Source organism: Paenibacillus cymbidii (assembly GCF_004764705.1).
Taxonomy (GTDB): Bacteria; Bacillota; Bacilli; order Paenibacillales; family NBRC-103111; genus Paenibacillus_AN; species Paenibacillus_AN cymbidii.
The window spans coordinates 585,840-611,052 of sequence record NZ_SHLX01000001.1 but is presented as its reverse complement, the minus strand read 5'-3'; the positions used below and the strand labels follow the sequence as shown (position 1 = coordinate 611,052).

Annotated in this window: 21 protein-coding genes; all 21 read right to left on the bottom strand. The window is 58.8% G+C overall.

The window, feature by feature from the left end:
- Window positions 1–260: 260 nt before the first annotated feature.
- Entirely contained in the window at window positions 261–734 is a 474-nt protein-coding gene (locus tag EXY20_RS39435) for a hypothetical protein (protein WP_207671206.1), read from the bottom strand.
- Between the two features lie 337 nt (window positions 735–1,071).
- On the bottom strand, window positions 1,072–2,322 hold the full coding sequence (locus EXY20_RS02670) for a competence/damage-inducible protein A (RefSeq protein WP_135547311.1): 1,251 nt from the start codon (window positions 2,320–2,322) through the stop codon (window positions 1,072–1,074).
- A 96-nt stretch (window positions 2,323–2,418) separates the two neighbouring features.
- Window positions 2,419–3,000, bottom strand: a complete 582-nt coding sequence (gene pgsA / locus EXY20_RS02665; protein ID WP_135547309.1) for a CDP-diacylglycerol--glycerol-3-phosphate 3-phosphatidyltransferase — start codon at window positions 2,998–3,000, stop codon at window positions 2,419–2,421.
- Window positions 2,997–4,325 carry a 30S ribosomal protein S12 methylthiotransferase RimO gene (rimO, locus tag EXY20_RS02660; RefSeq protein ID WP_135547307.1) on the bottom strand — a complete coding sequence of 443 codons (1,329 nt, stop codon included), beginning with the start codon at window positions 4,323–4,325 and terminating at the stop codon, window positions 2,997–2,999. Before rimO ends, pgsA begins: the two co-directional genes overlap by 4 nt.
- A 121-nt stretch (window positions 4,326–4,446) precedes the next feature.
- Window positions 4,447–4,938: a YajQ family cyclic di-GMP-binding protein gene (locus tag EXY20_RS02655; RefSeq protein WP_135547305.1), complete on the bottom strand. Its 492-nt coding sequence runs from the start codon at window positions 4,936–4,938 to the stop codon at window positions 4,447–4,449.
- A 125-nt stretch (window positions 4,939–5,063) separates the two neighbouring features.
- A complete protein-coding gene (locus EXY20_RS38765; protein WP_167858943.1) occupies window positions 5,064–5,225 on the bottom strand; it encodes a DUF4175 domain-containing protein in 162 nt (53 codons plus the stop codon).
- An 81-nt stretch (window positions 5,226–5,306) separates the two neighbouring features.
- Window positions 5,307–6,170, bottom strand: coding sequence for a helix-turn-helix domain-containing protein (locus EXY20_RS02650; protein WP_135547303.1), 864 nt, complete (start codon window positions 6,168–6,170; stop codon window positions 5,307–5,309).
- 41 nt (window positions 6,171–6,211) lie between these two features.
- Complete coding sequence (locus EXY20_RS02645) at window positions 6,212–6,979, bottom strand: DUF3388 domain-containing protein (RefSeq protein WP_135547301.1); 768 nt, start codon at window positions 6,977–6,979, stop codon at window positions 6,212–6,214.
- Between the two features lie 91 nt (window positions 6,980–7,070).
- Window positions 7,071–7,925, bottom strand: coding sequence for a hypothetical protein (locus EXY20_RS02640; RefSeq protein WP_135547299.1), 855 nt, complete (start codon window positions 7,923–7,925; stop codon window positions 7,071–7,073).
- A gap of 210 nt (window positions 7,926–8,135) precedes the next feature.
- Window positions 8,136–8,390 carry a DUF3243 domain-containing protein gene (locus tag EXY20_RS02635; protein ID WP_135547297.1) on the bottom strand — a complete coding sequence of 85 codons (255 nt, stop codon included), beginning with the start codon at window positions 8,388–8,390 and terminating at the stop codon, window positions 8,136–8,138.
- A 74-nt stretch (window positions 8,391–8,464) separates the two neighbouring features.
- Window positions 8,465–9,214, bottom strand: a complete 750-nt coding sequence (gene ymfI / locus EXY20_RS02630; protein ID WP_135547295.1) for an elongation factor P 5-aminopentanone reductase — start codon at window positions 9,212–9,214, stop codon at window positions 8,465–8,467.
- Complete coding sequence (gene yfmH / locus EXY20_RS02625) at window positions 9,211–10,497, bottom strand: EF-P 5-aminopentanol modification-associated protein YfmH (protein ID WP_207671205.1); 1,287 nt, start codon at window positions 10,495–10,497, stop codon at window positions 9,211–9,213. Before yfmH ends, ymfI begins: the two co-directional genes overlap by 4 nt.
- Window positions 10,498–10,500: 3 nt before the next feature.
- Window positions 10,501–11,781: an EF-P 5-aminopentanol modification-associated protein YfmF gene (gene yfmF, locus EXY20_RS02620; RefSeq protein ID WP_135547293.1), complete on the bottom strand. Its 1,281-nt coding sequence runs from the start codon at window positions 11,779–11,781 to the stop codon at window positions 10,501–10,503.
- Between the two features lie 175 nt (window positions 11,782–11,956).
- Entirely contained in the window at window positions 11,957–12,751 is a 795-nt protein-coding gene (gene sleB, locus EXY20_RS02615) for a spore cortex-lytic enzyme (protein ID WP_135547290.1), read from the bottom strand.
- Window positions 12,752–13,059: 308 nt separating this feature from the next.
- Window positions 13,060–15,648 carry an FtsK/SpoIIIE family DNA translocase gene (locus tag EXY20_RS02610; RefSeq protein WP_135547288.1) on the bottom strand — a complete coding sequence of 863 codons (2,589 nt, stop codon included), beginning with the start codon at window positions 15,646–15,648 and terminating at the stop codon, window positions 13,060–13,062.
- A 147-nt stretch (window positions 15,649–15,795) separates the two neighbouring features.
- Entirely contained in the window at window positions 15,796–17,436 is a 1,641-nt protein-coding gene (locus EXY20_RS02605) for an extracellular solute-binding protein (protein WP_135547286.1), read from the bottom strand.
- 59 nt (window positions 17,437–17,495) lie between these two features.
- Window positions 17,496–18,440, bottom strand: a complete 945-nt coding sequence (locus tag EXY20_RS02600; protein WP_135547284.1) for a carbohydrate ABC transporter permease — start codon at window positions 18,438–18,440, stop codon at window positions 17,496–17,498.
- A 4-nt stretch (window positions 18,441–18,444) separates the two neighbouring features.
- Complete coding sequence (locus EXY20_RS02595) at window positions 18,445–19,353, bottom strand: ABC transporter permease (RefSeq protein WP_235885313.1); 909 nt, start codon at window positions 19,351–19,353, stop codon at window positions 18,445–18,447.
- Window positions 19,350–21,587, bottom strand: coding sequence for a hypothetical protein (locus EXY20_RS02590; RefSeq protein WP_135547280.1), 2,238 nt, complete (start codon window positions 21,585–21,587; stop codon window positions 19,350–19,352). Before EXY20_RS02590 ends, EXY20_RS02595 begins: the two co-directional genes overlap by 4 nt.
- A gap of 115 nt (window positions 21,588–21,702) precedes the next feature.
- Window positions 21,703–23,487, bottom strand: coding sequence for a cache domain-containing sensor histidine kinase (locus EXY20_RS02585; RefSeq protein WP_135547278.1), 1,785 nt, complete (start codon window positions 23,485–23,487; stop codon window positions 21,703–21,705).
- Window positions 23,484–25,166, bottom strand: coding sequence for a response regulator transcription factor (locus EXY20_RS02580; protein ID WP_167858942.1), 1,683 nt, complete (start codon window positions 25,164–25,166; stop codon window positions 23,484–23,486). The genes EXY20_RS02585 and EXY20_RS02580 overlap by 4 nt, the downstream gene beginning before the upstream one ends.
- Between the last annotated feature and the right edge of the window lie 47 nt (window positions 25,167–25,213).

Here is a 25,213-nt window from a genome sequence, read left to right as displayed (position 1 = left end):
AAGGATTGCTCGGGTTTGCTTTGAAATAGGCCATGTTTTATTGGCTATTTCCCCAAAAATGGCCTCCAACAACAAAATAGCCAGTGATATCGCTGGCTATTTCGCAAAAAAGGTCGATTTGGGGGCTGTTCGGTTCGAATACCCAGTATTTTCACTGGCTATTTTCGTCGAAACGGTCAGAATGGGGCCAATAGGCCATTTTTTATGGGCTATTTTGAAAAGGCACGCTGGAGCAATTTCGAGCAGAGATCAAACCTTGTCTACTCAAGATCCGCAAAGCCAAAGGCATGGTTTCGTTGCTCCTGCTCTTGTGTCTGCACCCGTTCTTGCTTCTGTTTATGCTTCTGTTTCTGCTTCTGTTCCTGTTCCTGTTCTTGCTCTTGTTCTGGTTCTGGTTCTTGTTCTTGTTCTGGTTCTTGTTCTTGTTCTGGTTCTGGTTCTGGTTCTGGTTCTGGTTCTGGTTCTGGTTCTGGTTCTGGTTCTGGTTCTGGTTCTTGCTCTGGTTCTGGTTCTAGTTCGGGTTCGGGTTCTGGTTCTTGTTCTGGTTCTTGTTCTGGTTCTTGTTCTGGTTCTTGTTCTTGTTCTGGTTCTTGTTCTGGTTCTTGTTCTGGTTCTTGTTCTTGTTCTTGTTCTGGTTCTTGTTCTGGTTCTTGTTCTGGTTCTTGTTCTGGTTCTTGTTCTGGTTCTGGTTCTGGTTCTTGTTCTTGTTCTGGTTCTTGTTCTTGTTCCTGCACCTGCCACTGCTCCTGTTGCTGCCACTGTTGCTGCCACTGGTCCTACTCCTGCACCTGCACCTGCACCTTTTCCTGTTCTTGTCCCTGCTCCTGCCCCTGTTCTTGTCCCTGCTCCCGTCCCTGCCCTGTTGCCGTACCTTCTCCTACTCCCTGCCCTGTTCCCGTGCCTACTCCTACTCTTATTCCTGCTCCTGTCACTGCTACCCTGCCGGTGCCTCCGCCCTACCACACTCTCCGCACCGGGTCCCTCGCTTACCCTCCGTGCCTGCCCTTCGGTCCGTCCCCTTCGTGCCGAACCGGCGCCCAATCAATCGGCCGCCACGCCCGCTTACGCCGGCTACGGCTGCCGAATCCGCAGCCATACCCGGTACATCGCCATCTTCGCCGCCCGCCGCTTGATCTGCTCGCGGCCGCCGGCGTAGTTCGCCTCATGCACCGCCGTCGCGCCGTCGGGCCCCGCGATGCCGACGAACACAAGCCCGACCGGCTTGCCTTCGCTCGGATCGGGGCCGGCAACGCCGGTGATGGCGACGCCGATGTCGGCGCCGGTCCGTTCGCGCACCGCCTCGGCCAGCAGCGCGGCCGTCTCTCGGCTGACGGCGCCCGGCGCCCCTTCGCCTTCGAGCACATCCATCGGCACGCCGAGCAGCCCGTGCTTCACCGCGTTCGTGTAGCAAATGACGCCGCCGCGAAAGACGCTCGAGCTCCCCGCCACCGAAGTGAGCATGTCGCCGAGCAAGCCGCCGGTGCAGCTTTCGGCGACGGCAAGCGTCAACCCGGCTTCTGCCAGCTTCCCGACGACGACATGCTCCAGCCCGACGTCCTCCGTCGCATACAGATGGTCGCCGACCCGCTCCCGAATCGCTTCGTATGTCGCCGCCATGCGCGCCTCGGCCTGCGCCGCGTCCGTCGCCCGCGTCGTCAGCCGGATTGCCACTTCGGCTTCCTTCGCGTAAGGCGCGATCGACGTGTGCGTCTGCGCCTCGATCAGATCGATCAGCGCATGCTCCAGCGCCGACTCGCCGATGCCGGCGAACTTCAGCATCTTCGAATACAGCGGCAGCTCGTCCGTCATGACGCCGCGCAGCCACGCTTTGCCGTAGCGGTCGAACATCGTTTTCATTTCCCGCGGCGGACCGGGGAGCAGCATGTAATGCGTTCCTTCGTGCGTCAACGCAACGCCGACGGCCATGCCCGCATCGTTCGTCAGCGGATCGGCGCCTTCGAGCGTCAGCGCCTGCCGCGCGTTGCTGTCGGCCATGACGATGCCGCGCTTCGCGAAGAAGTCGGCGATATAGGCCATCGACGGCTCATGCAGGTCAAGCTTCCGGCGCGTGTACGCCGCCAGCGCGTCCTTCGTCAAGTCGTCCTGCGTCGGGCCGAGCCCGCCGGTGCAAATGACGACGTCGGCCCGGCCTTTGGCGATGTCGAACGCCTGCACGAGCCGCCCTTCATTGTCGCCGACAACGGTCTGGAAGTACACGTCGACGCCGATCAGCGCGCACTGCTCCGCCAAATATTGCGCGTTCGTATTGACGATCTGGCCGAGCAGCAATTCGGTGCCCACGGCGATAATTTCCGCTTTCATAACCTGCGCCTCCGCATCTGGATTCGATTTTCGGCCAAACGGCCCCGCCCCCATCAAAAGAAGGGAACGGAGCCGCAGCCGGTACATTTATGTAGCTTATTTCTCGCTTACGCTGATGACATGCCAGTTTTTCGAAAAATAGTCGACGCCGGAATAAATCGTAATGATCGCTGCAACCCATGTCGCCCAATAATCGAAGCGAATATCGATAAAGGCGAACGGAAAATTGTTGACGAGCAGCGCGATAATTGCCGTGATTTGCGCCGCTGTCTTCCATTTGCCCCACTTGCTTGCAGCCAGCACGATGCCGTCGGCGGCGCAAATCGAACGCAGCCCCGTCACCGCAAACTCCCGGCTGATGATGACGATCACGATAAACGCGTCCACTTTGCCCATCTGTACGAGCGAAACCAGCACGGCGGACACCAGAAGCTTGTCCGCCAGCGGGTCGAGCAGCTTGCCAAGATTCGTCACCAGCTTGCGCTTGCGGGCGATATAGCCGTCCAGCGAGTCGGTGCTGGCGGCGATAATGAAGATGAGCGCAGCGATAATCTGGTTGTACGTGATGCTGAATTCTGCGAACTTGATCGCCGGAAACGGCACCTTGATCAACAGGAAAAACATAATGATCGGCACGAGAAAAATACGCGCCACCGTTATCCGATTGGCCAGGTTCATGCGATGCCCTCCCCGGTCAGATCAAATTCGTAGGCGTGTGTGATCCGCACCTTGGCGATATCGCCGATCTGCGCTTGTACGCCCTTCACGAACACTTCGCCGTCGATCTCTGGCGCGTCGAACTGCGTGCGGCCGATGTAGACGTCGTTGCGGCCGTCGTACCGTTCCAGCAGTACGTCGAGCTGGCTGCCGACGCGGCGCGCATTCTGCTCGGAGGCGATCAAGCGCTGCAGTTCCATCAGTCGTGCCGCCCGATATTCCTTTACGTCGTCCGGCACCTGGTCCGGCAAGCGCGATGCCGGCGTGTCTTCTTCCTTGGAGTAGGCGAACACGCCCAAGCGATCGAACTTGACGTCCCGAACGAACGCTTCCAGGTTGAGAAAATCTTGCTCCGTTTCGCCCGGGAAGCCGACGATCAGCGATGTGCGCAGCGACACTTCGGGAATGCGCGCCCGAATCTTCTCGATCAGTTCCCGCGCGTCGCGCTGGCGGCCCGGACGGCGCATGCGTTTCAAAATCGAATCCTCGCTGTGCTGCAGCGGCATATCGACGTATTTGCAAATTTTCGGGTTGGCGGCAATCGTATCGATCAGCTCATCCGTAAAAAATCCCGGATAAGCATAATGGAGCCGCACCCACTCCACGCCGGGCACTTCGCTGACCTTGTCCATGAGCGCAGGCAGCATGAATTTGTCGTACAGATCCGTGCCGTAGTTGGTCGAATCCTGGGCGATCAGGCTGATTTCCTTGACGCCCTGCATCGCCAGTTGGGTCACTTCGGCGATCACCGACTCCATGCTGCGGCTGCGGAACTTGCCGCGCATGATCGGAATGCTGCAGAACGTGCAGGCGTTGTCGCAGCCTTCGGCGATTTTTACGTATGCGGTGTAACGCGGCGTCGTGACGCGGCGCGGCAGCGCGGCTTCGTAATTAAACACCGGGTTGCCGACATGAACCGGCTTGTGGCCGGCCAGCGCTTCGTCAACGATGCCGGTGATGTTGTGAAAGTCGCCGGTGCCGACGATGCCGTCGATTTCGGGCATTTCCTTCATCAGCTCTTCCTTGTACCGCTGCGTCAGGCAGCCTGACACGATAAGCGCCTTCAAGTTCGCCGTTTTCTTCAAATCGGCCATATCGAGGATCGTATTTACCGACTCTTCCTTGGCCGCGTCGATAAATCCGCACGTATTGACGATAATTACAGTCGCTTCTTCTTTATCCTCGACCAGCGAATAGCCCCGGCCGTGGATCAGGCCCGCCATAATCTCGGAATCGACGAGGTTCTTCTCGCAACCGAGCGTGACGACCTTCACTTTTTCTGTCATGACTATGGTCCCCCATTCCGTTCATCCTACCAAGTATATTATAAATGAAAATAGGGTGTCAAAAGGAACCATTGCCATCCCGTCTGCGTTCCCCGCTTCGTTCGCTCCGCCCCGCCCGCGATCAGCGGAAATTCAAAAATTGCAGCTCCAGCGGCAACTCGGCTTGTTTGAGCAGATGGATCACCTTCTGCAAGTCGTCCCTGCTTTTGCCTGTGACTCGAATTTGATCGGCCTGGATCTGGCTCGTCACCTTCAGCTTGGAGTCGCGGATCAGCACGTTGATTTTTTTGGCGTTGTCCTGATCGATGCCTTGCTTCAGCGTCACGCGCTGCCGGACCGTGCCGGAAGATGCCGGCTCCACTTTGCCGTAAATCAAGTTTTTCAGCGAAATCCCGCGTTTGGCCATCTTGGCGTGCAAAATGTCGACTACGTTCTGCAGCTTGAACTCGTCGTCGGAAACGATGACCAGCACGTCCTTCTCAAGCGCGATGCTGCTTTTGCTGCCTTTGAAATCGAAGCGGGTCTGGATTTCCTTCTCCGCCTGGTTGATAGCGTTTGTCAGCTCCTGCATGTCGATTTTGGAAGCGATGTCAAACGAATTGTCAGTAGCCACGTCAAAATCCCCTTCCTGTTCACCCGATTTAGTTTCCATTATACCTGTTTTTTCCGCTCAAATACAAAGAAGGCACCTTTGCGTAAGGCGCCTCCCGAACTTGAAAACGATTGCGGCAAACCGGTTCAACGGCTTCTGGCGGGAGCGCGGAACATGTCGAGAATGCCGAGCACGATCCAGGCCAGTCCGAATCCGAAAATGCCGTAGCCCCAATTGCCCGGGGTCATGTACCAGCCGAGCAAACTGACAATCACGCCGATTCCGGCAACGATCCAACTCGCGGTCATGTGCATCTTCCCTCGTGTGCTGAAATATGTAGCTGCGGGTAGGATGCCCCATTCGCGAGGACGTTATGCGGGAACGGTCCGTTATGCCTTGACCAGCTCGAAGCGGAAATGCTTCACGTTCGGCAAATCGCCGACCGGAACGGGCGTGCCGTTCACGGTGACGGAGACGGCATTGGCTTTGCCGAGGATGAGGAAGGCGTTGGCGTCAATCTCCCACGTCTTCGGCCCAGAGCCGGTGCGGATAATACCCATCTCGATGCGTTTGCCGTCCGGTCCGTCCTCCGGGCCCATCCGATCGACTTCGTACCAGCATTCGTCGCCGGTTACGGCCAATTGCAGCGTCACTTTCTCGGCGTTCTGGATCGTATAAATATCGACGCCTCTTTCGCTCTTCGTCAGCTTCACGACTTGCGGCGTCGGCGTTGGCGTTGGGGTAGGCGTCGGCGTATGCGACGCATCCGGCGTCAGGCTCGGCAGCGGCGACGCCGTTTCGGACAGCGCCTTGTCGGTCAAATGCTGCCCTTGCTCGGACGACACATTGTTGTCGCTGTTGTCCTTGTAGTTGTTGCTGATAAAGTAGTAAATAATCCCGATAATAAGCAGCAGGAACGACCAAAGCATGATACCTGTCGCCCATTTGCTCCAGCGATCGGAATTTTTGCCGCCGGAGCGCTTCAGCCGGCGCGGCTCCGCTTTCGGTTCGGCCGGCCCGGCGGGGATGGCGTTTTTGTAATGGCGCATCACTTCGTTCGGATCGAGGCCGACGGCCTCGGCATAACTCTTGATGAAGGCACGCACGTAGAACGATCCGGGCATCACCTTGTAGTGGCCTTCTTCGATCGCTTCCAAATAACGTTTGCGTATTTTGGTCGTTTCCTGAAGCGTGTCGAGCGAGATGCCGCGATCCAGTCTCGCTTTGCGCAGCATTTCTCCCAGCTCCGACATGTCGCTCACCTCCCTGCTGTCAGGCGTCGCTTGATGTTCACTCAGAACCCGTCGTCATTGTTCACGGTAAAGCTTTCGTACGAAATTTCTTCGTCCGGCGTGTTGCGCAGTTCGACAATATAGTCGAAGTGGCTGAACTCGTATTCCGAATCGCGCACGAAGATGTCCGGATGCTCGATCACCTTGGTCGAAGGCATCGCCATCAGTTCCTGCATCAGGCTGTGATGCTTCTCGTTCGCCCGCATCGTCGACACGATGCCGTCGATGATGAACACGTTGTTCGGGTTCATCTCGTCCTCGGACAACTGGCTGCGCACCGTCTGACGCAGCAGCGTCGACGAAACGAACGTCCAGCGCTTGTTCGAGCAGACGCTGCCGGCAATAATCGATTCCGTCTTGCCTACGCGCGGCATGCCGCGAAGACCGACGACCTGGTTGCCTTCCTTCTTGAAAATTTCACCGAGAAAGTCGACCAGCAGTCCAAGTTCGTCGCGCGTAAAACGAAACGTTTTGCGATCGTCGGAGTCCCGCTCGATGTAGCGGCCATGGCGTACGGCCAATATATCGACCAGCTTGGGCGCGCGCAACGCCGTCACTGTAATATTATCCACTTTTTTTAACATTTTACCCATCAATTCGATTTTTTCGTCGTCGTTCGTTTGCAGCAGCATGCCGCGGGTTCGGTCCTCGACGCCGTTGATGGTCAAAATATTGATTTCCAGCATCCCCATCAGCGAAGCGATATCGCCGAGCAAACCGGGGCGGTTCTTATGAATTTTGTATTCCATGTACCATTGCTTCATTTCCATCCGCATCATCTCTCCATACCGCGCATCGGCGCATGTCATATTATTCTACACGTTTCGTCAATTTCCTCTCCCGAATCGGGAGCCGCCGCATTTATTTGTGCCCTACCGCAAGCATGTCGGGGCCGTAAACGGTTACCCCTTGCTTCCAGCGGTCATCCTTGATCTCCTGCAGCTGGCTTTTCAGCACATTAACCCAATCGAAGACGAGTCTCGCATCCTGCGCCATGTTCATGACCGGAATGCGAAGCGACTGCAGTTTCGTCTCGTCGGCAGGCTGCAGCGGCACAAGCGTCACCAGCCAGGACGGACGATGCTGCGCCGATTGCGCCGTCAGTTGGTTGAACCAATAAGTACCGAATATGTCGAGCATGACGATATGATCCGCCTCTTCGCTGGGCGCCCAGGAAGCCGGGACCGGATGCGCCGTATCGCTGATCCATTCGAACGTTCGTCCGGCCGCCGTCTGTTCCGCGACCCAATCGTTCCACATCCGGTCCTGAGCGGCGGGATCCGTTATGTAAAGCGCGACGTTGGCCTCATTGGCGACGGATGCGGACGGATCGGCGGTTGTGTTGGCGAAAAAAGTCCAGTTACGCTGCGGCGTTTGTTTGGCTGCCGCGACGCCGCCTTCGATCAATTCACTGCCAATCACAACGATTCTGTCGTAAGAAATCGATTTGATGCGGGCAATCGCCGCATTGTCAATGGCGGCGACATTCGCCTGCCATTCGAATGCCATATGATCGGTGCCCCTGGCGCGGACCAGCTCCGCTTTCAGTTTGGCCGCATCCGCTTCGCCGACGGACGGTGCCGCAAGCACAAGCAGCGAATGTTTCGCCGCCAGCTGCTGTTCGTCCGGTTGCGGCATGTTGCGGCCGCATGCCGTGAGCAGCAAGGCAGCGGCAGCCGAAAGCGCAAGCATTCGGCGGACGCCTGTTCGTTTCATGTCGGTGCGCAATCTCCTTTGGCCTTGGAAAAAAAGATAGACGCCTCCGGTTTGGCCGTTGGTGCTGCACGGAGGCAGCATAAAGTGATGGCCAAGCGGTGCGCTTTATGCGAGATGGAAGGACTCGCCTTCTATTCAGGCGTACAACCAGTATACCATGTTTGCAACAGAAAAGCCCCCTTATTACAGGAGGCTTGTCGCAAAGCTTCGTTACTTTTGTTGGCCGACCCACTTGATCATCAATTTGGCGATCGTCCTGCGTTCCTGCTCGTCGCCTACGTCCCATAATTCCTTGAGCACGCGCTCTTCCTTGTTCTCCGGGTCGATTTTGTCGGCGAGAAAATCGCCGATCTGGAACGCCAGCTTGGAGATCGTTTCATCGCTCATGCCCGCATGCTCTGCCTGGTTGATGCGGTCTGCCAAAAACTCTTTCCATTTTTCAAATGATTTCAATACGGTTGCCATATCGTCGTCCTCCTTCTTGCAATGTTGGCGGGATCAACAATATTGTGCTCGGGAGGACGTCGAACTATGCACAGTTATGTATGCCAGCCGCCGTTCGGGCTGATTATCTGACCGGTGATGTAGCCTGCTTCCGGCTGGGCCAAATAATGCACAAGCGAAGCGATTTCATCCGGCCTGGCAATGCGGCCGACCGGAATGTCGCGGGCAAGCGAGCCGCGCTCGTCTGCGTCAAGCGGCGCCAGCATGCGCGTGTCGACGGCGCCCGGCGCTACGGCGTTGACGGTTACGCCGGAAGGCGCAAGCTCCAGCGCGAGCGCTTTCGTGAACGCGTTGACGCCGCCCTTGGCCGCGGAATAAGCGACTTCGCACGAAGCGCCGGCGATGCCCCAAAGCGAAGATACGTTGACGATGCGGCCGTATTTGCGGCTCACCATCGCGCCCATAAACGCCTGCGTGCACAGGAACAGTCCCTTCAGGTTCGTATCCATCACTTCGTCCCATTCCGCTTCGGACAAGTCCGCCAGCATGCCGTAGTGGGCAATGCCGGCGTTGTTGACGAGAATGTCCGGCAGCTTCCCCGCGCGGTCCAGCATGTCGCGCATATGCGTGATTTCCGCCGCCGAACGGATGTCGGCGGCGACGGTCAGCGTCGTCGCCCCGAGCTCGCGGCAGCGCGCGGCCGTCGCTTCGGCGGCGTCCCGTCCTTCGCGATAATGAATGACGACCGTCAAGCCGTCCGCGGCGAACCGTTCGGCTACCGCGGCGCCGATGCCGCGGCTGCCGCCGGTGACGAGCACGGTGCCAACGGGAGCCGGCCGGCTCATCCGTTCGCGCGCACGACGGAAACCGCCATTCGCTCCCAATCGAAGTGAGCGCGCATCCGCTCGTTCAGCTCTTCAAGCGTCAGCGACTGGTACGTCGGCAGCACGTCGAACAGGTCGCCGTCCTTGAATTTGTACTTCGTAAATTCGCCCGCGATCGCTTCCGGCGAATTGAGCATCCGCATGTAGCCGCCGATCCGCTTCTTGCGGATGCGTTCGAAGTCGACTTCGGCGATGCCGGCGTCGCACACCGCCGCAATCAATTCGCGGATGCGGGCGAGCAGCCGGTCCGGATCGCGCGTATCGCCGCCGATGATCGAGAAGGCGTAGCCTTCGCTGATATTGTATTCGTGGCCGAAGCTATCCGATATCAATCGCTCCTCGTACAGCGTTTGGTAGATCGTCGAGCTGGCCCCCAGCAGCGTATCGAACATCAGCTTCGTCAGCAGCTCCTGCCGCATCAGCGCCGCGCCGCGCGCTTGCGGCGGAAGCTCCTTGAAGCCGAACAGGCATTTCGGCAGCGCAACCGGCAAATCGATCAACTTGCGCGAATCCTTTACCTGCTCCGGCTCGGGAGCGAACAGCCGGCGGATTTCGCCTTGCGGCGCAAACGTTTTGGACGCCTGATTGTCGCGAATAAGCGCCAGCGTACGCTCCGGATCGACGCCGCCGACCACGAAGAAGCTCATGTTGCTCGGATGATAGAAGGTGCGGTAGCACGTGTACAGCGTTTCCTTCGTAATTTCCGTAATCGACGGCACAGTGCCCGCGATGTCGATATGGACCGGATGCACGGCGTACATCGCCTCGATCAGCCCGAAGTACGAGCGCCAGTCCGGGTTGTCGCGGTACATGTCGATTTCCTGGCCGATAATCCCTTTTTCCTTCTCCACGTTCTCGTCGGTAAAGTACGGGTTCTGCACAAAATCGAGCAGCGTGGCGATGTTTTCGTCGATTCGTTCGGTAGCGGAAAACAAATACGTCGTCCGGTCAAAGCCCGTGTAGGCGTTAGCCGATGCTCCATTGGACGCGAAAGTGGCGAAAATGTCGCCGGTCGGCTCTTCGAACATTTTGTGCTCGAGGAAGTGGGCGATGCCGTCGGGAACCCGAACGTCGGCTTGCCCTTCCACCTGAAAATGATTGTCGATCGACCCGTATTTGGTGGAAAATGTGGCGTAAGTCTTTTGAAACCCCGTTTTGGGCAGCACATAAACATCAAGACCGTTCGGCAGCCGTTCGTGGTACAACGTCTCGCCCAATTGCTCGTAAACCAGCTTGTCGGCCACTTGTCACCCCTCCTTGCGATCGCGCAGGAAATAGATCGTGTCCAGCTTGACGTTTTCCGCCACCCGGACAATATCGTCAACGCCCGTTCGCTCGATGTCGCGGATCAGCGACTCGGCGCTGCGCTCCTTGCCGGACAGCACGCTGTTGAAATCGAAGCTGATCATTTCGAACGCCGAATCCTGGATTTCGCGCAAATGATTGCCGAGCATCGCTTTCGTCTGGGCCAGCTCCAGTTCGCTGATTTGTCCCCGGCGCATCGCCTCCAATTGATCCTGGATGATCGCAACGGCCTTGTCGAAATTGCCGATTTCGATGCCGGACTGAATCGTCAGAATGCCCTTATGCCCATCCAGCCGCGACGACGCGTAATAAGCGAGGCTCGCCTTCTCGCGCACATTGATGAACAGCTTCGCGTGCGGATAACCACCGAAGATGCCGTTATACAGCAGCGCCGCCGGATAAGCGTCGTCCGCATAAGTAACGCCGGCGCGCAGCCCCATGTTGAGCTTGCCCTGGCTGACGTCAAGCCGCTCGACTACGGTCCGCGGCTCGGCGGGGGCGGTCGATAATGCCGCCTGGGTGTAACCGGGGGAAGCTTCGCGGCCTGTAGGGAACAACTCGCCGACGATCGCCTCGACTTCGGCCAACGTCGTGTTGCCCACCACGTATAAATCGATTGGCGCCTGCTGCAGCCATTCCCGGTAATGGACATACAAGTCGTCCGGTCCGATCGCGTCGATCGCGTCGATGCGGCCGAGCGGATGCAGCCGGTACGGTTCGTTGCGGCACATTTCCTGGATGCAGCGTTCCGCCGCGTAACGAATCTTGTCGTTGACGATCGCTTCCAGCTTCTCGCGCACCGTCTTCTTCTCGGCTTCCACATAAGCGCGCACGAACGCGGCGTCCTCCAACGCCGGTCTCGCGATCGCTTCGGCGAGGAAGCGCAGCCCTTCGCGCAGCAGCGACCCGCTTTCGCCCACGTACCGATCCTCGATAATGTCCATCTTGAACTGGACGATCTGATGATCGCCGCGTTTGGTCACATCGAAGCCGAATCCGGCGCCGTACAGCTCGTCAAGCTTCTCGCGGAACGCTTTCGTTTCCGGAAGCGATTCCGTGCCGCGCCGCAGTACGAAAGGGATCACGGCAGTCGGGGTTACGGCGTCCTCCTGCAGCCTGGCGCCGATAAAGGCGCTGACGGCGAATGTTTTAAACCGGTCCGTCGGCAGCACATGCAGCCGAATGCGGCTGATTACGCTTTGTTCAAATGCCGTTTTGTTCAAACTCGATCCCGCTCCCTTCCCGTTATGCTTCACCTGCAAATGTATTCCTTGCGCAGTGGGCTTATGCCTCCATTATATTCCTTGGCAAAATGAAGAAGCAACCAAGCCGCGCGCGTGCCCGGCGGCCGAATGCCGACCGGGCCGTACGGCGAAGGTTGCTTCGTAGATCAAGCCGCTATTTGCAGAAAATGTGTTTGCCGATCTGTTTGACCTGCGGGCGCGACCAAATCCATTTGGACGTTGCCGTTTCCGGGTTGAAATAGTAGATGCAGCCGCCCGTCGGATCCATGCCGTTGACCGCATCCTGCACGGCGCGTTTGGCCGATTCGTTCGGCGTCAGCCAAATTTGGCCGTCGGCTACCGCCGTAAACGCCCCCGGCTGGAAAATAACGCCGTAAGGCGTATTCGGGAAACTCGGCGACTTCGTCCGGTTCAATATGACGGCGGCAACCGCCACTTGACCGATATACGGTTCGCCGCGCGACTCGCCGTATACGGCGTTCGCCATCATATTCATGTCCTCCTGGGAAAATCCTTGATGATTCGACGAAGGGATCGACGATCCCCCCCCCGCTCCTGCTCCCGCCCCGGTATTGCCTCCACCGCCTGCAGCCGCATTGCCGCCTTGCGGTTCGGTAGGCTTCCACGCCTTGGTGGCTTCCCACAGCTTCAGCTTCGTTTTTGCGCCGACGATGCCGTCCACCTTCAGACCGAACTCGCTTTGGAACCATTTGACGCTTTTCAACGTGTTGTATCCAAAATCCCCGTCGACTTTACCGGTATAAAAACCGAGATGCTTGAGCCGGCCCTGCAGTTCGTATATGTCGGTTCCCGTTGCGCCGTATCGCAGCTCGTAATCTCCGAACGTTTCGGCCGTATGACGGTGCTGCTTGAATTGCATGACGGCGGCGAGCATCGCAAAAATGGCGACCGTGGCAACGATAAGACGCAGGTTCGTTGATTTACTCATGATCGACTTGTCCTTCCTTCCTCCGCATGACCGGATGGCGTTTTGCGGTTATTATTGCAAAGGAAGGGATGGATTATACCATGCGGCGAATGTGGGACTGAAAGTGTATATTTGGAATATTTTATATTGTTTTCTAATATAAGATAGTCCGATTGGGCCATATATCGCAGGCCCATCCTTTCGGAGCCAGATGCATATATGCATCTGGCTCCGAAAATCGCGTCGGCCGCAACCCGCGGGTCCCGTTCGAGTTAAGCGAAAAAACAACCAGCGTAAGCGCTGGTTGTCCGGATAATCAATCGAATCGACTACGAGCTGATCCGATTCTGGAAAAACTGTTCGATCGTCATCAGCACTTCGCGCGGCTTGCTTCCTTCATAGGGGCCAACGACTCCTTTGGCCTCCATCGAGTCGATCAGTCGCGCGGCGCGCGTGTAGCCGACGCGCATGCGCCGCTGAAGCAGCGATACCGACGCCTGCTTCGCTTCCAATACAATTTGCACCGCTTGCTCAAACAGCTCGTCCTCGAACGTCTCCGCCTGCTCCGCCGCCTCTTCCACCATCGGCACCAGTTCCTCGCGGTAGTTCGCCTGCTCCTGGTCGCGCACGAAGGTGACCACCTTCTCCACTTCCTGATCGGACAGGAACGCGCCTTGCACCCGCACCGGCTTCGAGGCGCCAACCGGCAGGAACAGCATGTCGCCGCGGCCGAGCAGCTTCTCCGCGCCGACCATGTCGAGAATCGTCCGCGAGTCGACCTGCGATGAAACGCCGAAGGCAATACGCGACGGAATGTTCGCCTTGATGACGCCGGTGATGACGTCGACGGACGGCCGCTGCGTGGCGATGATCAGATGGATGCCGGCGGCGCGAGCCATTTGCGCGAGGCGGCAAATCGAATCCTCGACGTCGCCGGCCGCGACCATCATCAGATCGGCCAGCTCGTCCACTATCACGACGATCAGCGGCAGCGGCTCGCCCGGATTCGGGTTGTTTTTATCCGTAATAAGCGCGTTGTAGCCCTCAATGTTGCGCGTGCCGCTCTTCGAGAACAACTCGTAGCGCTTCTCCATCTCGACGACGATTTTCTTCAGCGCCAGCGAAGCGCGCCGCGGGTCGGTGACAACAGGCGCGAGCAAGTGCGGGATGCCGTTGTACACGTTCAGTTCGACCATCTTCGGGTCGATCATGAGAAACTTCACTTCGTCCGGGCGGGCCTTGTACAGCACGCTCGTGATGATGCCGTTGATGCACACCGACTTGCCCGAACCGGTCGCCCCCGCAACAAGCAAGTGGGGCATGCGGGCCAAGTTGCCGACAATCGGCTGGCCGGAAATATCGCGGCCGAAGGCGATCGTCAGCTTGGCGCCGGCGTCCTGGAACGCCCCGGTCTCCATGACTTCGCGCAGCGTCACCATCGACACTTCCGTGTTCGGCACCTCGATGCCGATGGCCGACTTGCCCGGAATCGGCGCTTCCATCCGGATATCCTTGGCTGCCAGCGCAAGCGCGATGTCGTCGGTCAGGCTGACGATGCGGCTTACTTTGACGCCGACGTCCGGCTGAATTTCATAGCGGGTGACCGCCGGGCCGCGCACGACATCCAGTACCCGCGCGCGCACGCCGAAGCTTTCGAGCGTCGCCTCCAGCTTGCGGCCGTTCGCATGCTGATCGGCAAGATCGCCGGCGTTGCCGCCGGCCGGCTTGCCGAGCAAATTCAGCGAAGGCAACGAATAATGCGACGCCGCATCCGGATCGGCAGCGGCCATATCGAACGGCTTGGCTTCGCCGTCGCCAATGTCCAGCTCCATCTCCGCTTGCACGAGCGGCCCGGCAGCAACTGGCTCCGGCGCAACCGTTGCCGGCTTGGCCAGAAGCGCCTTCGCTTCCTCTTCGCGCGCCTTGCGCAAATAGGCCAGCGCATCGTCTTCCGGTTCCGCCTGCCGCGGCTTCAGCTTCACTACCGGCGCTTCGTTCCATGCCGGCAGCGCCGCGGAATCCTCCTCCGCCTCGTCGTCGTCCACTCCGAACGACGGAGGCGGCGGCATCGGCGCAGCGCTCGCGGAAGGCGAAGCCTCCGGCTGCTCCTGCCGCTTCGGCGGATTCAGCAGTTGGAAAAACATCGGCTTCTTCTTGCGCGGCTTCGGCGACACTTCGATAACGTCCTCATCGTCGTCATCGTACAGCTGCGGGACGGGAATCGCGGCCGGCACCGACTTCGCCGCGGCGGCGCGTGACGGCGCCCGGCGGTTGCCCGAGCCGGCCAGCCATTCGCGCACCCGGTTGCCGAACCCTTTGCGCAGTCCGTCGGTCGATCCGCGCACGCGGCCGCCCCATTCCACGAACGACACGCCGGTGATGAGCAGAAAGGAAAGAACGAACAGCGTGTAAACGATGATTTTGGCGCCGGTGTTGCCGAACAGAAAGTAGAGAACCGCGTACAGAATGGCGCCCGCCATGCCGCCGCCGTAATCGATTGGCCCGTCGGCCATGCCGCTCTTGAACATCGTCCGCAATGTTTCGAAGGTTTGCGAAATGATGAACGCGGCATTGCTTCCATATAAACCGAACGGATCTTTTTTGTGAATCATCGCTTGTTCGAAATAAATCATCAGCCCGATCAGCAGCAGCAGCAGCCCGCTCTTGCGCACGCTCCATTCGCGCGGCCAGCCCCGTTTGATCATCGCGTACAACCCGATGTAAATGAAGATCGGCGGAACGACCCAGAACAGCTTGTCGCCGATGAGGAACGTAAACAAATTTTGAATGGCCTTCGGCACCGTGCCTTCCTGCGACAGCGCGATGACCGACAAGGTCAAAATAATAATGCCGTACAGCTCGTATTTGAGCGCGCCGGCGAACGATTTGCGCTTCTTCTTTTTGCGATTGCGGGCCAAGTCGTTTCACCCCCGATATGCTATCAGTATAGCATAATTTTCATAGTGGAAAAATCCGGGGGAGCGCCAGCATGCGCTTGCAAGCGCAGGGAAACGCAAAAGCCGCGCACATCAGGCGCGGCTTTCGATCGTTCGGCATACGGCCGATTACTTTTTGGTTTGTTCCATCGCTTTGAGCGCGTCGGTGACTTCCTTGTCGTACGTCTGACCGCCGAGCTTGTTCCAGCCGTCGACCAGGGAGCCGTATTCCTTCTCGAAATCGGGCGCCATAATCGTTTTCGCGATCGCCTCGTACAAATATTTGCTGAAGATGGCGTTGTTCTTTTCGGCGAACGGACGCGGCTGGTCGATCGTTTTTTCGGCCACGCCGTACTTTTTGGACATTTCCTGCTGGTCGTAGAGGAAGTCGCCGTTGTCCGGATTTTCCGGCGTGTCGTTCAGCTTCTTCAGCTGCGCCAGCGTGTACTCCATGCTGCCGTTGTAGAGCAGCGCCACGTCCGCGGCGGTAAACAGGTCGACCTTGCGCTGATCGGGATTGATCGGGATGTTCAGGCCGTCCTCGACTTTGTAATGCACGCCTTCCTTGCCCCGCAGCAGCGTCGTGATGTTCTCCTGCTGCACCATCCAGTTCAAATATTTGATCGCCGCTTCCGGCACCTTGCTCGTCTTCGGCACCATAACCAGCATGCCGCTCTTCTGGTTGACGGGCATCACTTGCTTGCCGTCTGGCCGCTTGAACGGCGGGACGTTCACCCATTTGGCAGTCGGCACCGATTTGCGCACGACCGGATTGGTCGTCGCCGCAGAGCCGTTCGAGTCGATGAAGCCGACCCAGCCTTTGGCCAGCGCTTCATTCAGCTTCTGGTTGTTGACGTCGGTCGCAAATTCGCGTGCGATCAGCCCTTCCTTGTACGCCTTGTTCATGAAAGCGAACGTGGTTTTGCCTTCCGGCGTTACCCAGCCGGACGTAAACGCGCCGTCCCTGTAGTTGCCAAACGGCATATAAATGATGCCGCCCGGGCCGTCGTGATTGATGCCGAAGCCGAAACCGAGGCCGAACCAGAACGCCTGCATCCCTTGCGACGGCGCCGCCAGCCCCCACGGCACGACGTTGTCCTTGCCGACGCCGCCCGGGTCCTTCTCCTTGAACGCCTTGAGCACGGCATACAGTTCATCCGGCGTCGTTGGCACTTGCATCCCGACTTTGTCGAGCCAGTCCTGGCGAATTTTCATCATGGAACCGGCGATCGCCTCAACCCGCGCGGGAACGGCATACCGTTTCCCTTTATACGTTCCTGCCAGGCCAAGCGCAACCTTGTTTTTCTCCTTGATGTTAGGCCCGTACTTGTCGATCAGTTCACCAAGCTCCTGCAGCCCGCCTTGCTCCGCATAACGCTGCATGATCGTGGCATTGTACGTGAAGATGATGTCGGGCGAACCGCCGGAAGCGAGCCAGACGTTCAGCTTCTCTTCTTCCTGGGCGCGCGGCACGGGCACGAACTCGATGTCGATGCCGATTTTTTTGACCTCTTCCGCGATCCAGTTCGTCAGGAAGTTGTCGGTGATCGTTTTACCCGGCGCCGCGTTGCTGCGGTCCCACAGCTCGACTCGCAGCTTGACCGGCGCAGACGGCGTCGGCGTTGCGGTCGGCGCTGCGGACGCCGAAGGTTTGACGCTCGCGCCGGCCGCGTCCGGTTCTTTTTTGCCGCCGCCGGAACATGCCGTCAACATCCCGACGACAAGAGTCGGCGCCAGCGCGGCGAGCAGCCCTTTTTTCCAAATGCGCATGGTGATCCTCCTTTTTTCTGGTGAAACGATTTATTTACAGGGAATGGAATCCCGCCCTGTCATCCTTTGACGGCGCCGATCATGACGCCTTTGACGAAATACTTTTGCAGAAACGGATAGACGAGCAGGATCGGAACGGTGGCGAACACGATCGTCGCCGATTTGAGCGACTCCTCCATCAGGTTGAGCTTCTGCGTCTCTTGCAGCTCGGTGAACGACACCGGCGTCTGCGACAGCAGCAGAATCGCCCGCAGCTTCACTTGCAGCGTCTGCAAGTCGGGATTGTCGATATAGAGCAGCGGCGCAAAATAGCTGTTCCAGTGGCCCACCGCATAGAACAGGCTGATCGTGGCGATCGCGGGAAGCGACAGCGGCAAAGCAACGCGCAGCACGTAGCGAATGTTGCCGCAGCCGTCCATCTTCGACGCTTCGCGCAGCTCTTCGGGCAGCCCTTGGAAAAACGTCTTCAATACGATCATGTTGAAGCTGTTGATCAGCGCAGGCACGATGATGGCGGCGAGCGAGTCGAGCATGCCGAGGCTCTTGATCAACAAGTAGCCGGGGATCAGACCGCCGCTGAACACCATCGTCACGATGATGTAGTTGAGCACGAGCGAACGGTATTTAAGCTCTTTGCGCGACAGCGGATACGCCGTCATCGTCGTGAACAGCATCTGCAGCGCGGTGCCGACGACGGTGACGAACACCGTGACGAACAGCGAGCGCATGACGCCGCGGTCGGCCAACACCGCCTTGATCGGGTCCCACGTAAAACCGATCGGGTAAATGGTTACCGCTCCCGTCTTGATCGCGTGATTGTCGCTGAAGGCGTTGGCGAACGTATTCAGGAACGGAAACACGCAGGATAACGTAAACAGAGCGAGCAGCGTGTAGTTGAGCGTATGGAAGACGAGCTCGCCCGCTCCCCGACGCTCGCCGCGTTTGCGAATGCGCCCGGCGCCGGCGCCCGGCGGAAGCGCCGCCTTCTTTTCTATCGTTGTCATGGCGTCACCACAGCCCTTCCCTGCCCAAACGGCGGGCAAAATAGTTGGCCGACAAGATGAGCGCCAGATTGATGACCGACTGGATCAAACCGACGGCCGTCGTCATCGAAAAATTCGCCTGCTTGATGCCGACATTGTAGACGAATGTGCTGATGACTTCCGCCACGCCGCCGACCAGCGGATTTTGCAGCGCCAATACCTGCTCGATGCCGATCGATACGAGATGCCCCACGTTCAGAATGAGCAGGATGACGATCGTCGGCATGATGCCCGGCAGCGTGATGTGCCATATTTTGCGGAAGCGGCCGGCGCCGTCGACGATGGCGGCTTCGTACAGCGATGGGTCGATCGCCGTCATCGCCGCAAGATAGATGATCGTTCCCCAGCCCGCCCCGGCCCATATTCCCGACCCGACGAAGGTGGCGACCCACCAGTTTTCGCTGGCCATAAAATAAATACTCGGCAGTCCGACCGCTTCCAGCGCATGATTCACAATGCCGTATTTGGGCGACAGCAGGTTGTAAATGATGCCGCTCAAAATAATCCACGAGATAAAATGAGGCAAATACAGCAGCGATTGCGCGAACCGCTTGAAGTAGCGGGAGCGCACCTCGTTCAGCATAAGCGCGAGCAGAATCGGCGCCGGAAACCCGAATACGAGGTTCAGCACGTTCAGCACGAGTGTGTTGCGAATCATCTCGTAGAAGCCGGGGAAATTGACCATCGCCCGGAAATTGTCGAGACCGACCCAGTCGCTGCCGAAAATGCCCTTGAATATGTTGTAATCCTTGAACGCAATTACAAGGCCGAACATCGGGACGTAGCAGAAGACGGCGTAAAAGATGATGGCCGGCACAAGCAGCAAATACAAGTCGTAATGTTTGGCCAGCTCCCTGGCAACGCCGTTCTTCAAACGGACTCCTCCCCTTCCCAAGCCCGCCATTTATGATGGGAGGTCTCCCACCTGGTCTCGTCGAAGACGAACGTCGAACGCACCGGGGCGGTGAACAACGGTTTTCCGCCTGCATGAAGCGCGCTGCCGTTCACAAATCCGTAGCGAATGGAGCCGGACTGCGCTTCGGCGAAAGCGAAGTCGGCGTCCGTTACGATATCCCCGTAGTCGATTCGGCCGTCCTCCCACGTATAACGCGGGCCGGAGCCGCCGAAGATCGGTTCGGCGAGCAGTCCTTTGCCGAGGTCGAGCTTAAACGCCAGCTGCAGCGTCGATTCCCCCGTCGTGTATGCGAGCGCCAGCGTATCCGCCTGCGCGGGAAGCTGGCGGACGACTGTTCTGCCGGCGGCGCCGGCAGCTTCCGCCCGTTTGCAGGGGGTCAGCGCGGTGACATAAACGCTCATCTCGCCCTGGCGCATCGGCTTCGTATCGGTTTCGTATACCATGACGCCGTCGCCGTAATTGCGGCGGATGTTTTCCCAGCCGGTCGCCCGCACCGTCTGCGGGAACTCGATCAACAGCGACCATTCGTCGAGGTTGCGGTACGGATTAACGCAGCCGACGCCGCGATGAATGTAGGGGACATGCGTCTCGAAGCAGCCCGGCGCGAGCTGCGTCGCCTTGCCGGTGTGCCACAGATTGCCCGTAGTCAGCTGCTGATCCGCGTCCGACTTCACCCAATCGACGACGATATACGCGTTGCCTTGTTTGACGAACACGATCAGCCGGTCCCAGACGAGGCGGCGCGCCTTGTCGTGCAGCCGGGTGCGGCTGTAGTCGAGCCGCTCGAACCGCTGGAAGTGGAGCCGCTCGGTGCTCGCCGGCTTGTAGAAGCCGTCGTCGTGCAGCCTGTCGTAAACGCCGGCGGTTTGACCGGGCAGCATGCCGGCTTCGCATTGGATATCGGCCGGAGCGGCGTCTCCTGAGCGAAACACCAGCCGGTTGTGGTAAAGGTCGGCGCGATATTTGCCATTCGGCACGTTCTCGCGATAGCCGCCGTCATGCAGCAGCACGTTGCGCGCCACGACGAGCAGCACAATCGCATTTTCGTCGCTGTGCCCGTGGTGCATCTTTTCCGCCTTGACAGGAATCGTCGTGCGCAAGTAATCGCGCGCCACGAGCGCATACGGACCTTCGTCGCGGTAATTCAGCAGCAGATAGGAAGCATCCTCGTCCCAGCCGCTGCGGAACACGATCTTTTTGCCGACCAGGTCCTCGAGCACTTCTTCGCTGCCCCGGTCCGGCCGAACCGGCTCCACTTCGTCGTCGGCCCATTGGTGCGCCAGCGCAAGGAAAACGGCGGCCGTCAGCGACACCTCCTCGGCGGACGACGCCATCGCAAACTCCCACAGCTTGCGCGCCGCGTACTTCATATGGCCGTCGCGGTAAACGGCTGCGCCTTTCTCGAGAATCGGCAGCCACAAATACCAGGTGGCGTTGAAATTGGAATCGCCAAAATCGGGCACCTGGCCGTACGGCGTAATGAGCCGGGCGATGAAGTCGAAGTAGTACTTCGTTTGCGGCAGCGCGTAATACTCCCGTTCGCGCCCGCGGTATTTGGCATACTCCATCGTGCCGATCAGCCACAGGTTCATGTATGCCTGGGCGTCTTCGATCGACCAGCCGCCGAACGAATCCTGGGCCATCTGATCGCACAGCTTGTTCCAGAACGTCGTTTCCTCCGTTACGCCGATTGCGCGGGCGGCGAGCGTCGCCCCCCACACCCGCAGCATCGAACGGTTATGAGCGCCCCACTCGGGAAAATAAAACGTCGTCCGAATCGAGCTGGCGATCATCTCCTCGATCCGCCGTTTCTCCTCGTCGCTCAGCACGCCGCTGTCCTTGATGTGCAGGTAGCCGTAGCTGTAATGCGGCGACTGAAACGCCGCCTCCATGGCGGGAATGCCGCCTTCGTATTCGGGGTGAGTCCGCCGCTGCTCCTCCGTGACGACGGACATGCACGAAGCGATATCCAGCAGGCACGTTCGGGCATGCTCCGCGTATGCGACTTCGCCGGTAACGCGGTACAGGAAACCTTCCAGGTGCGCCTGTACCGGAATGACGGCGGGCGGCATATACATGCCGAAAAACTGCTTCGGGTTGTACGCGTTCCGCCATCGCTCCACCGACTCGGCGTAGGTCGCTCTGCCGTGCTCGAGCGCCTGGCGCACATACTGCAAATACACCTCTTTCATCCTGCCCTTGCCCCTCTCGTCGGTTTTCGTTCCTGCTCTCATTAAACCCGAAGCTGGAAGCGCTTCCTATCCGATTTTTTATCGTTTTATATGAAAAATGCCGATCGAAGTCTATTCAAGATGATTGACTCATGCCCGCTTCCGTTCCCGGGAGCCGGATGCGAATCGTTGTGCCTTGCCCCGCCACGCTTGCGATGCTCAGGCCGTACCGGTCGCCGTACAGGATGCGGACCCGCTTGTGCACGCTGCGCACGCCGACTCTTGCCCCCGTCCCTTCTTCCTCCTGGCGCATCAACCGGCTCGCTTCGTCCGGCGACATGCCGACGCCGTTATCGTTGATCTCGAGCACAACGGTCCCGTCCTCTTCGCGGCATCCGATCGCGATCGTGCCGATGCCCGGCTTGGTTTCGATGCCGTGAATGATCGCATTTTCTACGATCGGCTGCAGGATGAATTTCGGCACAAGCCGGTCCAGCAGCGTTTCGTCCAGCTCGTAGGACACGCGCAATTTGTCGTCGTAGACAAGCTGCTCGATGTCCAAATATTTGCGGATATACGCCACTTCCTCGCGCAGCGTCACCTCGTTGTCGGTATTGCGCACCGTATCGCGCAGCAGCGAGCCGAGCAGGTAAATCATCCGGCCGATCTTCTTTTCGCCGCGCAGGATGGCCAGACTCTGGATCGATTCCAGCGTGTTGTACAGAAAGTGCGGGTTGATCTGCGCCTGCAGCGCCTTGTACTCGAACTGCAGCGTGCGGAACTCCGCCATCTGTTTCTGCTCCTGCTCCTCGTAAATGCGTTTGATCAAATCCTGGATCTTGTCGCTCATCAGATTGAATTTGTCGGCGAGCAGGCCGATTTCGTCGCGGCTGCGCGGCGGCTGCACTTTCTCGAAGAACCCTTCGGACACATGCTTCATGCGGCTGACGAACAGGCGCAAATTGGAGGTGATATGGGTCGAAATGACGAACGTCAGCACCATGGCGGCGGCGAACGAAACGAGGAAGGCGATCAGCACCCAATAACGGATTTGCTCGGCCGGGGCGGTGATCGCATCGCGCGATACGACGTTCAGCAGCTTCCAGCCTTTGCGCGGGGAAACGTGCACGGAGGCGAGATAACGAGTGTCCTTGGCGACGAATTGCTGTTTGTCGACGATGCCGGCCAGCTTGCCGGAGATCGCTCCCCATTCGTCTTCAGACCGATACAGCAGCGGCTGGCCTTGCTCGTTGAGCACGTACACTTGGCCATACTGCAGCGCTTCGAACGGCGCATATTCGCCCTTCAGGTAGCGGCTGTTGATCCCCAGCACGACATAACCGCAGTATTCCGACGTATTCACGTCGTAAAGCGCGCGCTCCATGTACATCATTTGTTCGTTCGCAGCCACCCACAATGCTTGTCCGCGGTATTCCCGCAGCACGGCGGGATCGACCTCCGGCTCCGGCAAGTCGCTTGCCTGCTCATGGAGCACACTGCTTTTGACCTGAAAATAACGTTTGCCCTGCGCATCGTACAAATAGCCGCGTTCGACGCCGGCCATCGTATAGACGAGGCTGTACAGAAACGTGCCGATCCGCACTTCGTTCTGCACCTGCTCATGCTGCCCGCCCGCCGTCTCTGCCAGCAGCACCGTGCTGATGCCGGAGTTGGCGAATCGGTCGAACATCGCTTCCTCCAGCTCCGTCGCCCTGTCCTCCAGACTTTTGCCGATCTGCTGCAAAATATAATGGGAATAGTTCGTCGTCGTCGTTTGCAGCGACTGCACCGAAATGGAGTAGGCGATCAAGCTTACCGTCCCGAGTGCGATCAGGATGACGAAGGTGAACGACAGCAGCATTTTGGTTCGCAGCTTCGTTTGCCGCAGCGGCGCAAGCAGTTTGCTTGCGGCGGCTTTCATGACGTCCCTCCGTCGCGCGAAAACGAGCGCGGCGCGCCGCCCGGCTCATCGCGAAGGAACGATTGCTGGTATTCCTTCGGGGCAAGGCCGGTCAAACGCTTGAACACGTAGTAGAAATAGGCGTACTCCTTGTAGCCGACCATGGCGCCGACTTCGTTCACTTTGCGCGTCGGATCTTCGAGCAGCCGTTTCGCTGCCTGAATTCTCATTTTGGCGACGATGCCGACGAAATTTTCGCCCGTTTCCTGGCGCACCATCCGGCTCATGTAGTTCGGGCTCAGCTTGAAATGTTCGGCCACCGACGTGAGGCTGATCTCCTCGTCATAATGCAGGTTGATGTAGTCGAGAATCAGTTGGGTCATCCGGCTGTAGACGGCCGCTCCCCCATCCAGTGCGGATTTGACCCGCAGCACGATGTCGAGTACGTAATCGCGCGCCTCCGGCAAGCTGTTCAGCCGCGATACGTCGCTGACAATCCGGTCGATGCCTTTGTCCAGCGCAAATTCGTTGCCGGTGTGGCGGTAATGGCAGCGGACCGCCAACAGGCAAACTTCCGATAAGAGCGCTTTCAACACCAGCGTACTGCCAGCGCTGTATTCCTCCAGCCGCTCCATCAGCCTTTCCGCCTCGAACAGCAGCTTCTCTTTCGGCTCCTTCTCCAGCGTGCGGGCAAAATCGTCCAGTTCCTTGACGATCGACTGCTTCCCCTTGCGGTTGTCCGGGAGCGACATTTGCGGCGTCAGCACTTTGCGGTCATGCAGGAAGAAGCCGCGCTCCAGCAGCGCCACGGTTTCCTCGTAAGCCGGCCTCAAGCCGCTCAGCGATCGATAGAACGAGCTGGAAGCGATATTGACCACGACCCCGTGCCGGAGCTCGCACTGCACCGCAAGTTCGTGCCCGAACCGGCGCAAATTCACTTCCATTTCCCGTTGCGGCAATCCGCTTCGGAATAACAGCACGACGGCCAGATGGCCGTTCGGAAACGACTCCAGCGTATCCACGCTCATCCTGCCGCTGATTTCGCGCACCAGGCCCGATACGAGCTGCAGCCCGTCCGGCGGTCCCCCGTCGAATCCGGCGTCGCCGTTCAAACGCACGCAGCGCACGAGCGCAAGCGAGAAGCGGATCGTTTCCGGGTCGTATGCGCGCATTGCCTCCCGCCACTCCCGCTCCTCGATCGTTCTGCCGCCGAGCGCGTCCGCCAGCAGCTTGCCGCCCACAGTCGGCGCAAGACGCGCGAATTCCGCGGCCAACCGGCTGACCTCCCCGGCCAGCCGCGTCTTCTCCAGCGCATCCCGGCGCGCTTGCGTCAGCTCCGTCACCGCCGCATCGATCACCCGGTGCAGATCGTCGTAATCGATCGGCTTGACGATCAAATCGTATACGCCCTGCTTGACGGCCATACGGGCATATTCGAACTCCTGGTGGCCGGTAATCAGAATCGTGCGCGATTGCGGCAGATGATCGGCCATCCAGCCGGCCAGTTCGATTCCGCTAAGGCCCGGCATGCGGATATCCGTAATGAGCAGATCGGGAAGCTCGCGGGCAAGCAGTTCCTGCCCTTCCAAACCGTCTTCGGCCGTGCCGGCGACGGTGCAATTGAGATGTTCCCAGTCGATTGCCTTGACGATCGCCTGGCGGATCATCGGTTTGTCGTCGATAACGGCTACCTTGATCACGGCTTCAACCTCCATCGGATGAGGGTACGATCATGCTGCATAAAGGC